The sequence below is a fragment of the Sphaerospermopsis sp. FACHB-1094 genome (assembly GCF_014696195.1).
Taxonomy (GTDB): domain Bacteria; phylum Cyanobacteriota; class Cyanobacteriia; order Cyanobacteriales; family Nostocaceae; genus Sphaerospermopsis; species Sphaerospermopsis kisseleviana.
The window spans coordinates 1-15,071 of sequence record NZ_JACJPT010000006.1 but is presented as its reverse complement, the minus strand read 5'-3'; the positions used below and the strand labels follow the sequence as shown (position 1 = coordinate 15,071).

The 15,071-nt window shown below is 37.1% G+C and carries 15 protein-coding genes; 12 read left to right on the top strand and 3 right to left on the bottom strand.

Features of this window, described 5'->3' with window-relative positions; translation table 11 throughout:
- Window positions 1-84: 84 nt before the first annotated feature.
- From H6F47_RS02875 to H6F47_RS02840, 8 genes are all read left to right on the top strand, one after another.
- A complete protein-coding gene (locus tag H6F47_RS02875) occupies window positions 85-1,179 on the top strand; it encodes a DJ-1/PfpI/YhbO family deglycase/protease (protein WP_190348429.1) in 1,095 nt (364 codons plus the stop codon).
- 40 nt (window positions 1,180-1,219) lie between these two features.
- Window positions 1,220-1,630, top strand: coding sequence for a hypothetical protein (locus H6F47_RS02870; RefSeq protein WP_096572396.1), 411 nt, complete (start codon window positions 1,220-1,222; stop codon window positions 1,628-1,630).
- Window positions 1,631-1,794: 164 nt separating this feature from the next.
- Entirely contained in the window at window positions 1,795-2,136 is a 342-nt protein-coding gene (locus tag H6F47_RS02865; RefSeq protein ID WP_187038786.1) for a cupin domain-containing protein, read from the top strand.
- A gap of 157 nt (window positions 2,137-2,293) precedes the next feature.
- Complete coding sequence (gene ureE, locus H6F47_RS02860) at window positions 2,294-2,752, top strand: urease accessory protein UreE (RefSeq protein WP_096572394.1); 459 nt, start codon at window positions 2,294-2,296, stop codon at window positions 2,750-2,752.
- The gene (locus tag H6F47_RS02855) at window positions 2,727-3,416 is read left to right on the top strand and encodes an urease accessory protein UreF (protein ID WP_137668995.1); all 690 of its coding nucleotides are present in this window, start codon (window positions 2,727-2,729) and stop codon (window positions 3,414-3,416) included. Before ureE ends, H6F47_RS02855 begins: the two co-directional genes overlap by 26 nt.
- A 98-nt stretch (window positions 3,417-3,514) precedes the next feature.
- Window positions 3,515-4,111 (top strand): urease accessory protein UreG, encoded by a 597-nt coding sequence (ureG, locus tag H6F47_RS02850; RefSeq protein WP_096572392.1) that lies wholly within the window; start codon window positions 3,515-3,517, stop codon window positions 4,109-4,111.
- Between the two features lie 584 nt (window positions 4,112-4,695).
- Complete coding sequence (locus H6F47_RS02845; RefSeq protein WP_190647584.1) at window positions 4,696-5,475, top strand: lipase family protein; 780 nt, start codon at window positions 4,696-4,698, stop codon at window positions 5,473-5,475.
- Between the two features lie 89 nt (window positions 5,476-5,564).
- The gene (locus H6F47_RS02840; protein WP_190647582.1) at window positions 5,565-6,527 is read left to right on the top strand and encodes an acetamidase/formamidase family protein; all 963 of its coding nucleotides are present in this window, start codon (window positions 5,565-5,567) and stop codon (window positions 6,525-6,527) included.
- 205 nt (window positions 6,528-6,732) lie between these two features.
- On the opposite strand, the gene H6F47_RS02835 is transcribed toward H6F47_RS02840, so the two are convergent.
- Both H6F47_RS02835 and dnaG read right to left on the bottom strand, forming a co-directional pair.
- Window positions 6,733-7,341, bottom strand: coding sequence for a Uma2 family endonuclease (locus H6F47_RS02835; protein WP_190647580.1), 609 nt, complete (start codon window positions 7,339-7,341; stop codon window positions 6,733-6,735).
- Between the two features lie 27 nt (window positions 7,342-7,368).
- A complete protein-coding gene (gene dnaG / locus H6F47_RS02830; RefSeq protein WP_190647650.1) occupies window positions 7,369-9,279 on the bottom strand; it encodes a DNA primase in 1,911 nt (636 codons plus the stop codon).
- A 158-nt stretch (window positions 9,280-9,437) separates the two neighbouring features.
- Here dnaG and H6F47_RS02825 point away from each other — a divergent pair, with 158 nt between their 5' ends.
- Together H6F47_RS02825 and H6F47_RS02820 are read left to right on the top strand one after the other, a co-directional pair.
- On the top strand, window positions 9,438-10,790 hold the full coding sequence (locus tag H6F47_RS02825) for an N-acetylmuramoyl-L-alanine amidase (protein ID WP_190647578.1): 1,353 nt from the start codon (window positions 9,438-9,440) through the stop codon (window positions 10,788-10,790).
- 1,013 nt (window positions 10,791-11,803) lie between these two features.
- Window positions 11,804-13,399, top strand: a complete 1,596-nt coding sequence (locus H6F47_RS02820; RefSeq protein ID WP_190647576.1) for a tyrosinase family protein — start codon at window positions 11,804-11,806, stop codon at window positions 13,397-13,399.
- Window positions 13,400-13,432: 33 nt separating this feature from the next.
- Here H6F47_RS02820 and H6F47_RS02815 read toward each other — a convergent pair whose 3' ends face one another.
- Window positions 13,433-13,576 carry a hypothetical protein gene (locus tag H6F47_RS02815; RefSeq protein ID WP_190647574.1) on the bottom strand — a complete coding sequence of 48 codons (144 nt, stop codon included), beginning with the start codon at window positions 13,574-13,576 and terminating at the stop codon, window positions 13,433-13,435.
- Window positions 13,577-13,608: 32 nt separating this feature from the next.
- On the opposite strand from H6F47_RS02815, the gene H6F47_RS02810 reads away from it, so the two are divergent.
- Window positions 13,609-14,205, top strand: a complete 597-nt coding sequence (locus H6F47_RS02810) for a DUF2182 domain-containing protein (RefSeq protein WP_190647572.1) — start codon at window positions 13,609-13,611, stop codon at window positions 14,203-14,205.
- A gap of 444 nt (window positions 14,206-14,649) precedes the next feature.
- Window positions 14,650-15,071, top strand: a 422-nt coding sequence (locus H6F47_RS02805) for a helix-turn-helix domain-containing protein (protein WP_190647570.1), incomplete at its 3' end; no start/stop codon positions are given.

Here is a 15,071-nt window from a genome sequence, read left to right as displayed (position 1 = left end):
TTCGAGATGGCTGGCTCAAATCACTGAAACTGAATAAGTGTAAAAAATCAATTTATTTGATAATTAGCCAGGGGAAGAAAACCAATGATCAACAATAATCATCATTCTAGTCAGAAAAAAGTTGCTATTCTCGTTGAACAAGAAGTAGAAGATTTAGAATTTATAATTCCTTGTCACGCACTCAAACAAGCGGGAATGGATGTAGTAGTTTTGGGTTCAAGGATGAATGAAAAATATAAGGGTAAAAGGGGAAAACTGAGCGTACAAGCTGATGGAACAACAACAGAAGCTATAGTTGATGAATTTGCAGCAGTGGTTATTCCTGGGGGTATGGCTCCTGATAAAATGCGGCGTAATTGTCACACAGTTTGCTTTGTGCGGGAAGCCATGAAGCAAGGTAAATTAATAGCCGCAATATGTCATGGACCACAGGTTTTAATTGAAGGTGATTTACTCAAAGGTAAACAAGTAACTGGGTTTACTGCTATTCGTAAAGATATCAGTAATGCAGGAGCAAATTATATAGATGAGCCTGTAGTTGTGGATGGTAATTTGATTACATCTCGTGAACCTGGAGACTTGGCAATTTTTACAACGGCACTTTTAAAACGTTTAGGTTATGGTGGTAAAGATGCTAATTTGCCTGATGAAAAAGACACAAGTGCAGAATGGTGGAAGTTAGCTGATGCTTGGGGTGGTTCAACCAAGAATGAAATTGTTAAAGGTTTAAATATTGCTTTAGGTGGAGAACGTTATTCTTTAGAAGCTCTAGAAAAGTATCTAGAAAAAGAATCTGAACAGGAGGTAAAAAACCTGTTTCAAGAAATGATAATTAATAAGCAACGTCACATTCAAAAACTGGAAACTTATCTGCATAGATTACATGAAAAACCATCTTTTGGCGCTAATGTTGCTAATCAATATGCTAAGGTAAAATCTGCATTGACTGGTAGTGATGATATCTATCAAATTCGTTGTGCATTGGGTGATGTACAAACAGGTATTGGTGATGTTAGCCATTTGTCGGCAATGTATACTGACCCAGTAGCAACGGCAATTTTTAAAGAAATTTACAATGATTTAGGTAAATATGAACAGCGATTAGTTGAACTATATCGTTCACGAATTGCTGCTGGTATTAAGCCTCCTAAACCTACTTCTAGTGCTGCTGTGGTGTAAGCATTTATTATTCAGGAAAACCCTATGAGCAAGGATAATTATGAATCGTCTTTTTAAGAGTTTTCAACGTCTAATTTTACGTCTGCTAGTAATTTCTTTTGTAGTATTTGCCTTTTTTGGCTTCCAAGCTTTTAGCTCTAGTAATGCTATGCTATTAGCACAAGCTGATACCGTGACAACTCCAGAAGGTACTTATTATAAAGGTACTCCTGATCAAGAAGCAATCAGAAATGAGCAGCCGCTAGAAAATACTCAAAGACAACTTCAAGAAACTGCTGATAATATTAGAGAAAAACTCAATCTTGATGAACCTATTCCTGAATCTACCAGACAGTTTTTAGAAGATGTACGCACAAATATTGACAAAAGTTTAGAGCCAATTACTGGTGATAAACCAGGTTATTATCAAGAGAATATACCACCAGAAAGAATGTTGAGAGACAAGAGATAAGGAAGGTAGGAGGCAGTTTTTGTAATGGGAAATTATCAATTGACAATTGACAATTGACAATTGACAATTGATAACTGTTTCATTCAAGGTTTAAAACCTCCCTTTTTAAGGATAAAAAAGCCAAAAATTCCGCTAATAACTTGTTAATAAGGATCATAAATTATATGAGTGACACAAGTGTTAAAAAAGTAGATTCTGCTTATTCTCCCACAGGTAAACTTGGTCAAAAGTATCTAGCATCGGGAAAAACTGTTTCGATGCGACTATGGGAAAATGAAGAACCAGGTGAGGAAAAAGTACCAACTCAACGGGAATATGAAACTGTTGGTTATGTAATTGATGGACAAGCAGAATTAGATATTTTTGGTCAGACAATTTTACTAGAAAAAGGTAGTTCTTGGGTTGTACCAAAAGGTGCAATTCATTCTTATAGAATTCTGCAACCATTTACAGCAGTTGAAGCGACGAGTCCCCCGGCTCAAATTCATGCTAGGGATGAAAATTAAATATAAAAGATAAAAATATCAAAGGTGTAGGATGTAGATCCCCGACTTCTGTAAAAGGTTGGGGATTTATTTTTGCAGATTATTGATATTTTTGTTGTTTTGTTGTAATATCATTTCTGAAAATTTACCAAGATATCTATAATTTATTGTTTTCATCATGTTGAATTTAACTAAAGTTAAACCTCCTGATATTAATGCTATCGTTAATTTTACTCTTCCACTTACCGCTGAAGAACGCACCCGTAGCCGTCACAAATTTACATTAACAGATGGAAAGGAGGTTTTTCTGCGTTTACCGAGAGGTACAGTTTTACATAATGATGATCTTCTCACTGATGAAAATCAAAACAATTTCATCAGAATTATTGCTAAACCTGAACCTGTTTTGACTGTGGTTGCACACACACCTTTACTCTTATTAAGAGCAGCTTATCATTTGGGTAATCGTCATGTACCTGTGGAAATTACTCCTAATTATTTACGCTTATCTCCCGATTCAGTTTTACGCACGATGTTAGAAAAGTTAGGGTTAGAAATTAAGGAAGAAGTTGTACCTTTTCAACCAGAATTAGGCGCTTATGGAGGAGCTTATGGACACCATCACTCTAACTCATAGTCATTTTTTATCTATTTTACAGTTAGCTAGTCCGGCTTTACCTGTGGGAGCTTATAGCTATTCTGAAGGTTTGGAAATGTTGGTAGAAAATGGTACTATTAATAGCAGTAATAGCTTAAAAAATTGGTTAGAAGCTGAGTTGAATTATGGGTCAATTCGCATAGATGGCGCTGTGATGATTAGAGGTTTAGAAGCTGCAAAAATGGGAAATTTAGCAGATTTAAAACGATGGAATTTGTGGTTATCTGCGGTGAGAGATACAGAAGAATTACGCGCTGGTAGTTGGCAAATGGGGCGATCACTCATCCAATTATTAAGTAAACTTGCACCAGAAACTTTACCATTAGCTACCGCAGTGGGTTATCCTTGCAATTATGCGATCGCCTTTGGTATTGCTTGCGCTCATTGGCAAATTAACACTGATGCGGCATTATTAGCATATCTGCATAGTTGGGCAAATAATTTAATTACTGCTGGAGTCAAACTCATTCCCCTTGGTCAAACTGCTGGACAAGAATTATTATTAGAGTTGCAAACATTATTAAATATTACAATGTCAGAAATTCTCACCTTAGAAGATGATAATCTAGTTTGTTGTAGTTGGGGTTTATCCTTAGCTAGTATGCAGCATGAAACCCAATATACTAGATTATTTAGAAGCTAGGGAACAGGGAACAGGGAACAGGGAACAGTAAGAGAAGATAGGTAATAATTTTACTAATTACCAATTACCAATCACCAATCACCAATCACCAATTACTTATGAATGCTTTTCGAGTAGGAGTAGCAGGACCCGTAGGTTCTGGAAAAACAGCTTTAGTAGATGCTTTGTGTAAAGCACTGCGAGAAAAATATAAATTAGCGGTTGTTACCAATGATATTTATACTCAAGAAGATGCACAATTTTTAGTACGTTCTCAAGCATTGGAGAGCGATCGCATTTTAGGAGTAGAAACAGGAGGTTGTCCCCATACTGCTATTCGTGAAGATGCTTCCATGAATTTAGCTGCAATTGAACAACTAGAAGAAAAATTTATAGATTTAGATTTAGTTTTTTTAGAAAGTGGTGGTGATAATTTAGCCGCTACCTTTAGTCCCGAATTAGTTGATTTAACAATATATGTCATAGACGTTGCTGCTGGGGATAAAATTCCCCGCAAAGGTGGTCCAGGTATCACTAAATCAGATTTATTAGTCATTAATAAAATTGATCTTGCACCATTCGTTGGAGCAGATTTAAACGTCATGGAAAGAGATGCAAAAAAAATGCGTGGAGATAAACCCTTTATTTTCACTAACTTAAAAACCAAAATCGGTTTAGCGGATGTGATTCAATTCATTACCACACAAATCTGCTAAATTTGGAAATTTTATATTTTTTTACTTTTATAGGACTTACGCATTGACAGAATCAACCAAATATGAGGTATGGGTTTCGGGCATTTTAACGTGATTTTTTAATTATTTTTGGGCGATCGCTATTGATCGGAAGTTAATCGCCAAAAGCCTGAAACGACGGATTTTCGTTCATGCACATCATGGTGAATTTGTACAGTGCGTAAGTCCTATTTTAGATCCCCAACTTCTTAAAAAAGTCGGGGATCTGAGTATGATAGGTATTTTTGTAATATAAATTTATATTTTTTTATATTTTGCTGCACTCTAGTCGTTTGTAAATAAACAATGCTATGATATCCGTCGAATCACCAATAATACATAGATGTTTCCTAGAACGTCGATTCAGTAATGCTAGGTAATCTGTTTTTACCTTGTAGGGGCGAAGCATTCGGGTGATAACCTATCGCTGAAACCAGTTCATATTCTGTCCGAATGCTATGCCTCCAGCACGCTACGCGAACGCCGTTACGATTAATGAATTGGTGTTCTAGAACATCTGAATATTGGTCAAAATATTACTCAAAATTTTTGATGAGGACTTAGTGATGACAGTGAATTATTCCAAAGCAGTGAAAATGGCAGTGTGCTGTCAAGAAATTTATCAAGACTTCTCTAAAATAGCCTTTAGCGGCTGGACTGAAAAACCAATTCTGATTAGCGACAAAACCACCGATACTCAATTGGCAATTTTAGCAGATTCCTCAGCAGTAACTATAGTTTTTCGTGGTACTGAATCAAGAATGGACTGGCGATATAACTTCGATACTGGCAAGATAGGTATTGATGAAGAAAAGGAAAATAGAGAATTTGATGAGAAAATAATTCAACAAGAAATTGTTGCTAAAACCGAGCAAACTTACCCATATAAAAAAGGTAAGAACTCTGGATCACTCATGCATTCTGGTTTTAGCAATGCTTACCTTTCCGTTAGAGATCAGATTCATCAATATATCAAAGATAATCAGACTGCTAATATCATTGTCACAGGCCATAGTTTAGGAGGAGCATTAGCAACCTTATGTGGTGTAGATATTGAATATAATTTTCACCCTCAATTATCTTCCTTAGAAGTCTATACATTTGGCTCGCCCAAAGTAGGCAATAAGGAATTTTCTCAATCTTATAATCAGAGAGTTCCTAACACTTATCGCTTTATTTATGGCATGGATATAGTACCAGCATTACCCAGGTGGTGGCAAGGAAGATATAGTCATGTAGGTCAACAATTACGACTAGGACCTTGGTTTAGTTTCAACTTCATTTCTGCACGAGTGAAAGATCATGATGTCCGCAATTATATTAGGTTGCTGGAAAAAACACTCTGAAAACTCAAAATAACCTGTTATCAATTGACAATTGACAATTGACAATTGACAATTGATAATTGTTTATTCAGCCATCAGCATCTGCAAAAATGACTCACCACATTTTAAAAGCTACGAAAGAAACTGTACATTTAGGTGGCTTTTCTCACCTCTTAAAACCAGCATTATTTGTTGATTCCCATGACACAATAGACATAGAAACATATACAGGTTATTACGTTTACGACAAAGCTCCTTCAGAATTTCTTACACCAGAATTTATTGATATCTGTGAAAATTTACCACCAGAACAAAAAATAGCACCAGGACCCCATTTACTCACCGGACCAATTTACATCAATAATGCACAACCAGGGGATATTTTAGAAGTACAATTAAAGTCAATTTCACCGCGTTTACCTGTTGGTTTTAACGCTATTCGTGCAGGTTGGGGAGCATTACCACAGCAGTTTACAGAAGCTGCATTAAGATTTATTCCCCTCGATTTAAAAAATAATTTTGCCGAATTTCCACCCGGTTCAAATATTAAAATTCCTCTCACACCTTTTTTTGGCATTTTAGGAGTTGCTACCCCAGAAAATAACCGTAATTCTATACCTCCAGGTGCTTATGGAGGAAATATTGATAACCGTCAATTACAAGCAGGTGCAAAATTATTTTTACCTATATATGTTCCTGGTGCATTATTTTCCATTGGTGATGGACATTCTGCACAAGGAGATGGTGAGGTAAATGTAACTGCTATTGAAACATCTATGAATGGCAGAATTAAACTCATATTACGTAAAGATTTACAACTGACAACACCCATAGCAGAAACTCCTACAGATTTCATCACAATGGGTTTTGCAGAAACATTAGATGATGCTTTGGAATTGGCGTTAAAAAATATGATTGATTTTCTAGAACGTTTTGCCAATTTATCACCAGAAGATGCTTATGTTTTATGCAGTTTAGTAGTAAATTTTCATATTACTCAAGTGGTGAATAGTCCACAAAAAGGGGTTCATGGAATGTTATCTAAATCTATTTTACCAAAGCTCAGGTTATAGGTGAATATTCAATAATTGATAATTGACAATGAACAATTGACAATTAGCCCTCCATTGAAGGGAGAGGATTGAAAAAGCTTATTTTTTATTTTTCCCGTTGAAAGGAGAGGTTTTAAACCGTATGGCTAACGCCACGCTACGCTATCGGCTGACGCTCACGGCGGAAGCCTTTAATGAAACAATTTTCAATTTTCAATTGAAAATTTTACTCTATTTGTTCCAAAAAGTTAATTTTTTTATACAGTTGTTTTAAAGATAATTGAAGGTTAATTGATGCAAGTTTTAAAATAGCATCTTCTGTTTCATACTCTGTCAAAATCCATTGATTTTCATGATTTTTGACATATTGCATGACATAATGTTTATGTTGATCAATCAAAATATATTCTTTAAATTCGGGAATTGAACGATAATAAAGAAATTTATCACCCCGATCATAGTCTTTTGTAGATTTAGATAGGACTTCGGCAATTAATAAAGGATTGGTAACAATTGTGGTGTTTGTACTATAATAAATAGGTTCACCTTCTATGACCATGACATCAGGATAAGTAAATTCTCGATAACGTTGTATCCACAGTTTTACATCTCCAATATAAATTTCATAGTCTAAATCATTTAATGCTAAATTCAGGCTAGTAGCTAAATTTAATGCTAGTTTATTATGATTTGTTGTTCTGCCTGTCATGGGTATAATTTCTCCATCTCTATATTCATTTTTGTACTCTGATTTTTCTTCCAGTTCTAAATATTCTTCTGGGGTATAGTAGGCTTTAACTGTTTTGATTTCTTGGATAGTTGTTTGTAGTTTCATAGAATTAGTATACTCCCTATTCTTTGATTAAAATAATTCGGCTATGGAAAATTGTCTTTGTTTATCTAATTCTTGTATTCGTCTTTTTTCAGCAATAGCATTATCATAATATGATTTATTTTTTTCTGGTTCTATTTGTGGATCAACTTTTTCCCACAGTTCCATAAAATGACGATAGCGTTTTTCCCTCAAAACTATTTCCATACAAGCTAAGGTTGCTTGTACAACTTGGGGAGTACGCAGTATTTCTTGCTTGTTTTTTTCATTCAAATGAAATACATGAGATACTATTTTTAAATCTTCTTCTAATTCTAAATACCGATTTTGTAAGTTAGAAATTAAGTCTACTTCTTCTAATGGAAATTCTAAACTTTTTTGCCACAAAAACCGATGATGAGAAAGGCTAAATTCTAAATTTCTTTCTTCTAATTCCTCAAATATAATTTGACGTTGTTCAGGACAATGGAGAAAAATTCGTAATAATAACGCCTCTGCTTGTTCTAATAAACTGCGTTCAGTGGTTACTAGAGATAGCTTTGGCGTTTTTGACTCTGGTTTGCGTAAACGCAAAGGTGGAGTTTGTACACTAGCAGGTGCAATTTGAGTTAGTAGGTTCTCAACTCGTAGGGGTATAAGTCTAGCGTCCCCTAAGCTGAGTATTTCTGCACAGTAGGAGATATAGTAATTAAGTGTATCACTATTAACGATTTTCTGCAAGATTTTAACCATTTCTTTTGTAACGATTTGAAAATTGGTAGCTTGTTTTAAATCTCTATTTTTAATAATTTCCTCAATTTGCCAATTTAACCACAGTGGTGCATTTGTTAATAGTTGCTGATATTCTGCTGCTGTATGAGTTTGCAAATATTCATCCGCATCTTTACCGTCGGGAATGTTGAGAATTTTTAACTGTACTTCCCCTTTATATGCTAAGGTGGCAATTTCACCAATTGCTCTTTCTGCGGCATTAATTCCAGCGTTATCTGCATCAAAATTAAGTATTAATTGTTTGGAATCTGAGTAACGCAATAATAGCCGCACTTGTTCTATACTTAATGCTGTACCCAGGGATGCAACGACGTTATTAATTCCTGCTGCATGAAGGGCGATCGCATCAAAATATCCCTCTACTACTACCCCTTGATCTGATTTAGAAATACCATCTTTAGCTTGATCTAAAGCAAATAAAGTTTTACCTTTACTAAATAATTCTGTTTCTGGGGAATTTAAATATTTTGGTTGTTCATCTGTTAAAGTTCTGCCACCAAAAGCAATTACTCTTCCTTGAACATCGTGGATAGGAATCATTAATCTATCCCGAAATACATCATAATAACCTCCCCCTTCTTTTCTAGGTTTAATTAAACCAGCTTTTTCTACCAACTGCACAGGATAATTTTTATTTTCCACCAAATAACGATGTAAAGTTTCCCAACCAGGGGGAGCATAACCTAAACCAAATTGTTGAATTGTTTCTATTTTTAATTGCCGATTTTCCTGTAAATATTGCATCGCTTTTTGACCCAAATTTTGTCTTAAAGCGTGTTGATAAAATTGGGCTGTAGATGCTAAAATTTCATATAATTGCTCACGTAAAGATATTTGACGTTGTAATTCTTGTCTTTGTTCAGGTGCTAAGGTTTTGACAGGAACTTGATAACGTTTTGCTAAATCTAGAACTACTTCTGCAAAATGTCGTTTATTCAAATCCATGACAAACTTAATGGCATTACCCGCAGCTTGACAACCAAAGCAATAATACATTTGCTTAGTTGGGCTAACTGTAAAACTAGGGGTTTTCTCGTCATGGAAAGGACATAACCCGACAAAATCTTTGCCTCGTCTACGTAAAACTACATAATCTGAGACAACATCAACAATATCAGCCCGGTGTTTAACTTCTTCTATTGTATCTGGATGTAAACGGGGGATTTGCATTTTTGGGTGATTGGTGATTGGTGATTGGGGAAAAATCAAAACTCCTGACTCCTGACTCCTGACTCCTGACTCCTGCCTTATTATAATTCTTGATCCCAAACCCAAAATAATCGTTAAAATTGCTTCATGCTGGAGCTTAACAATGGGAATCATTAAAGATGGGACGTATTTTTATTTCGGCCGCGCATGGAGGTAGGGAAGCTGGCGGTATTGATCCTGGTGCGATCGCAGGTGGTACAACTGAAGCTAAGGAAATGATTCTGTTACGGGATTTAATTGTAACAGAACTGCGGGCGCGTACTGTGGAAGTTTTAGCTGTGCCTGATGATTTAAGTGCTGCCCAAACTATCACCTGGATTAACTCTCGCGCTCGTTCCACTGATGTGGCTGTAGAAATTCAAGCTGATGCAGCTAGTAGTCCTACTGTTAGGGGTGCTAGTGTTTACCACATTGCCAGCAACAATCAACGCAAGCAAAATGCAGAAACGTTACTCATGGGATTGTTGCGCCGTGTACCTCAATTACCTAATCGCGGAGTCAGACCAGATACAGACAGTGGCTTAGGTAGTTTGCAGTTTTGTCGCCGCACTACTCTACCGGCTTTAGTCATGCAAGTAGGGTTTCTCAGCAGTCCAGACGATCGCAATTTATTACAAACTCGTCGTCGTGATTTTGCTTTAGGAATTGTTGACGGATTAATAGCCTGGAGTCGAGGAGTTGATCCAAATCCGGGAACTCCTGTAGAACCAAATTATCCACCAATTAATATTAACATCAATGGGCAAAATTATCCAGAACAAGGAGTATTAATTAATGGTAATTCCTATATTCCCATTGACTTAGTAGATCGGTTGCGAATTGATTTATCAAAATCACCTAATATTAACCGTGTAACCTATCGCCGTGTAGTTTATATCAAAGCTATCGAACTGCGAGATTTTAATATTTCTATTAGTTGGGATAGTGCAACTAAAACTCTTAAACTCCGTTCCATTTTAACAATTTGTCCGGCACACATTGAGCAAATTATTTCTAATGGAAATACCACAGAAGTACAGCTACAAATATTTTTGCGGAATAACAATGAAAACGCTCTAGTGCAGTTTCCTGACATTCCTAAACTTTATCGGGAAGAAGCGATCATTGAAGGCGTAAATCATGATCTTGCCTTTTGTCAAATGTGTTTAGAAACTGGCTTTTTACGTTTTGGAGGAGACATTAAACCTCAACAAAATAACTTTGCTGGTTTAGGAGCAATAGGTGGTGGTTCAGAAGCAGCATCTTTTCCTAGTGCCAGAATAGGAGTAAGAGCGCATATTCAACATTTAAAAGCCTATGCTAGTTTAGAACCTTTGGTACAACAAGAAGTAGATCCTCGCTTTAGATTTGTGACTAGGGGTGTCGCTCCTTCTGTAGATCAACTATCAGGAAGATGGTCCGCAGATTTAGATTATGGAACTAAAATTAAAGCTTTGTTTAAAAGACTTTATGAATCAGCAGGATTGATTTAATTAGCAGGAGGCAGGAGGTTTTTCGGTTTCTTTCTACTAATACCCAGATCCCTAGCTTCTTGAAGAAGTCGGGGATCTATCGAAAAAAAGATTTTTATCAATAAAGGGGGGTATATTATCAACATTATTGAGAATGAAGTCAATAATTTAAGGATTTTTGGGGATTTTTGGGGATTTCAGGGATGGGGGTTGACGACGAATTACCACATCTAAATTAACCCTAATTTTATTCAGGGATAAAAGTAAGTCGGCACGAAAAAACCAAGCAAGTACAAAAATGTAAAATTGCTAAAAACCTCTTCCCTCCTGCCTCCTGCCTTGCCATAACGACAATTTTTAACGCATACCTACTAAGTAGCAATATTTACTATTGTGATGCTATGGAAATTAAACCAAAGGTAGCCACCAAATGCAGGTATAGTAAGTATAATTTATGTCGCAAATATCTAGTTATTATTTAAGTGATTTTGTCACTGATATACAATTTAAAATACAATGAGTGAAAAATTAGCTAAAGTTACTAAAATTTTAGCTAAAGTTACTAAAATTAACGATATTCAATATTGACATTGCGTCAAATGTGCTTATTATTATATTCATGACCTATGCAACTGGCACATTCGTAGGGTGCATCAGATATCAAAAATCTGTTTATTTACATGATTTATGCCGTCTAGCACATCTTGCAAAAGTTTCTATGGTGTAATACTTGCATAAGTCATAATAGATAAAAATAGCGTGCTTGTTACATCGATCTAAGGTTCTAATAGTACGGGATAACACGGGCTATTTTTAGCTAATTCTTTCCTATTAGTGAATGCACGAACTTGTCTTAATATTCACCAATCATTGAATAAGAACAATGATTTTATCGCGTCTGACTAGGGCGCGAAATTCTACTGAGGGATAGCCGCTCCCATGCTCTCATTTCTCATTGAAGTAGAAACTCAAGTCTAGTTTTGTCTAGGTTGTATACAACGGTTCACCATCCAACAAACACCAAAAGGAATTTTATGGCTTTCACTCGCAGAAATGTATGGGCAAAGAATGGAGATTTCGATGATCCCGTGTTGTACTGGTATGCTAGGGGTGTTAGAGTCCTCAGAGCTAGGACAATTTCAGAGCCTACAAGCTGGGAATTTTTGGCTGCACTTCATGGTTTTGACCCCGTAATATGGCACGTTGAAGGCTTCCTGACCTTGGGTGAAAAGTTACCACCTTATTGGGTACAAAGCCTTTACTGGAAACAATGTCAGCATGGAAGCTGGTACTTCTTACCTTGGCATCGTGGCCATTTGCTGTCATTTGAAACAATAGTGCGTGAAGCTATTAAACAGGAAATGATAGAAGACGAAAAGAAAGGTATCAAAGTTAATTACCATTGGACAGATTGGGCTTTACCTTACTGGAACCCCGCAGATCCAAAAGATGATTATCGTGCAACACAAATACCACCAGCATTTACCAATGAGTATATGCCGGATGGGTCTGAAAATCCCCTTTATATCAAACAACGGGACGGAGATCTAGTCACACTGCCACAAGAAATTGCTAAAGGAACACCAGGGGCAAAGCAAAAGTACGAACTTATACAAAGAAACTTGCTAAGCCTAAAACAGGCATTGACTCAACCCAGTTTTATAGGAACATCTAACTCTTCAACTGGTTTTGGTGGGTTAAAAACCAGTTTTAGCCATGACCCTGTAGCCTTTGGTCAAATAGAAAGCAATCCACATAACAACATTCATGGTCTTGTTGGTGGACTGATGGGTGACGGAGTCACCGCCGGTCTTGACCCTCTATTTTGGTCGCATCATGCCAATATTGACCGCCTGTGGGAAGTTTGGCTCAAAAGTGATCCGGAGCATAAAAACCCATATAAGAAGGAGCCACTACCAGATACACCAGAAAACAAAGCGGACAACCACACAATAAAACTGTTAAACCAAGCGCAAGAACAGTGGCTCGACGGTCCGGGTGAACGTGGCTTTATGGTACCTTTGACATCTGGACAAGTCTGGGAGTTCAAACCAAAGGATGTTGTCAATACCTTGGCACTGAAAGTAGATTACCAGTATGATCTCAGTTATCAATATGATGACATTTCAAATCCCCTCAAAGATATCCCTACCACGCCTGCCGGAACAAAATCCGAACTGCTTGGTGCTAGTACCACCAGCACAGGATTAAAAGAAGCAAATAGAACTTCGATAGAGATTCCAATAGGAGAACCTGCTACAGGAGAAGGCGTAAAATACTCCTCAGAGCATAGGTTTTTCCTGCATCTGGTGAACATCACCAGCAACAAGGATGGTAGGATCATTAACGTGTTTGTTAATCTTCCTAAAGGCGCTTCAGGTTATGATTATCCTGATCTGTATGCGGGTAGTATCTCCTTTTTTGGTGTGCGCCAAGCATCCGCAGGTGGGGGACTAGGAGTTACCGAAGTTTTTGAAATTACCGATATCCTTGCTAGACTTCGATTTGGCGGATGGGAAGGAACTAAGAACCTTAAAGTTACTTTCATCCCACTAAATGAAGATAATCCAGCCGATGATATGAACGTGGAGCAAGTACTCCTGTATCGTGAGACGTGTGCAGTCAAGTAATGAGAATCACATTAAGTAGATACATATCATTTATTAGTGAGCCTCCTCTACCGACGCTGCTGAAAGTTTCCCTGATTGCTTGGGGGGTGATGTTGCTACCAGGAGAACTTCATCAGGTAATGTCAGGACGGATGATTGCTGTCTCAGTTCATGGGCATGGACAGATGATTCACTCACTAGATGATATGCTCTCTTTCCACTCCCTGGCAGTGATCGTATTGTATTGGTTGGTGATGTTGGTTGCTATGATGTCTCCTGCGTTAGCCCAACCAATCCGTCACCTTTGGGGACGTAGCTTAATCCGGCGGCGTTGGATTGCTATTGTTTTGTTTCTTTTTGGCTATATCAGTATCTGGACTCTGGCAGGTCTGATATTAATGCCTGTTGCAGCTTTGCTGAGGTTTTTTGTGGGCGAGGGATGGTTTGGCGCTTCTGGTGTTGCCTTGCTATTAGCCATTTTTTGGCAGTCTAGCCCGTGGAAGCAGTCCTGCTTGAACCACTGCCACTGGACTCCTGGCCTTTCACCTTTTGGACTGGCTGCTAATTTAGATTGTTGGCGCTATGGGATGGTTAACGGCCTTTGGTGTGTAGGAAATTGTTGGGCTTTAATGCTCTTACCTCTAACTGTCCTACAAACACACCTGATTATTATGGCTGTGGTAACTTTAATACTAATGTTTGACCGATACCGTCCCGTTCGTCCTATAAAATGGCGGATTCCCTTTGAGGAAGAAATCCTGTACAAGCTGTCACAACTTATTTGTGACTATCAACTATGGCGTAGAAAGAAATTGACGATTGATTAACTCATTGTGTAGTTAATGCAAAAATGTAGAGATGTTATATAGAACGTCTCTAGAATAGACCACTGGTAACATAAGATGTAGGGACAATTCATGAATTGTCCCTACATCTTTTTCGGAGATGTCTTATAGACATCTCCAGAAATTACATAAGTGGTTTCCAGAATTTATCAAGGTTTTATCTTTATTCAGCAAGCCCTAATTACGAATTATATACTTCTTCCATTTTCTTAGCTGTTCTGTAGTCTGGTATCGGGTGTCCAAGCTTGCATATTGTCAGAATCAGGATATCCAGGATTTAAGGATTTTCAGGATGTGATTGATAAATTGGTAGTGGGGTTAGTAGCTAGTTAATGTTTTCTTAACCAATACTAACAAATACTCACATTTGCTGAAAATTTTCTGTCATCTTTTGGCTTTGTCACAGAATTACAGTAAAATCACTGTATGCTACTAGGATTCAAAACCCAACTCAAAGTTAACAAGCAACAACGACTACTACTGGCGCAACACGCAGGAGTAGCCAGACACGCTTGGAATCAAGGTTTAGCACTGTGTCAACAGGTATTATTACATAACAAACTGCAACCAGAAGAAAAAATCAAATTTCCCACAGCCATAGATTTACACAAATGGTTAGTAGCAGCCATTAAATCTACCCATCCTTGGTATTATGAAGTGTCTAAATGCGCCCCTCAATACGCATTAAGATATTTGTCAGATGCTTTTAAATCTTTCTTCAAAAAAAGTAAAGGGTTTCCTAAGTTTAAGAAAAAGGGTAAACATGATTCTTTTACCTTAGATGGTGTCATAAAAATTGACTACAGAAAGGTAAAAGTACCCGTAATTGGTTGGATAAAAACTTATGA

Excerpts from the sequence above, each read along its gene's own strand:
- H6F47_RS02875 (WP_190348429.1), top strand. The coding sequence starts at position 85 with ATGATCAACAATAATCATCATTCTAGTCAGAAAAAAGTTGCTATTCTC.
- H6F47_RS02870 (WP_096572396.1), top strand. The coding sequence starts at position 1,220 with ATGAATCGTCTTTTTAAGAGTTTTCAACGTCTAATTTTACGTCTGCTA.
- H6F47_RS02865 (WP_187038786.1), top strand. The coding sequence starts at position 1,795 with ATGAGTGACACAAGTGTTAAAAAAGTAGATTCTGCTTATTCTCCCACA.
- ureE (WP_096572394.1), top strand. The coding sequence starts at position 2,294 with ATGTTGAATTTAACTAAAGTTAAACCTCCTGATATTAATGCTATCGTT.
- H6F47_RS02855 (WP_137668995.1), top strand. The coding sequence starts at position 2,727 with ATGGACACCATCACTCTAACTCATAGTCATTTTTTATCTATTTTACAG.
- ureG (WP_096572392.1), top strand. The coding sequence starts at position 3,515 with ATGAATGCTTTTCGAGTAGGAGTAGCAGGACCCGTAGGTTCTGGAAAA.
- H6F47_RS02845 (WP_190647584.1), top strand. The coding sequence starts at position 4,696 with ATGACAGTGAATTATTCCAAAGCAGTGAAAATGGCAGTGTGCTGTCAA.
- H6F47_RS02840 (WP_190647582.1), top strand. The coding sequence starts at position 5,565 with ATGACTCACCACATTTTAAAAGCTACGAAAGAAACTGTACATTTAGGT.
- H6F47_RS02835 (WP_190647580.1), bottom strand. The coding sequence starts at position 7,341 with ATGAAACTACAAACAACTATCCAAGAAATCAAAACAGTTAAAGCCTAC.
- dnaG (WP_190647650.1), bottom strand. The coding sequence starts at position 9,279 with ATGCAAATCCCCCGTTTACATCCAGATACAATAGAAGAAGTTAAACAC.
- H6F47_RS02825 (WP_190647578.1), top strand. The coding sequence starts at position 9,438 with ATGGGACGTATTTTTATTTCGGCCGCGCATGGAGGTAGGGAAGCTGGC.
- H6F47_RS02820 (WP_190647576.1), top strand. The coding sequence starts at position 11,804 with ATGGCTTTCACTCGCAGAAATGTATGGGCAAAGAATGGAGATTTCGAT.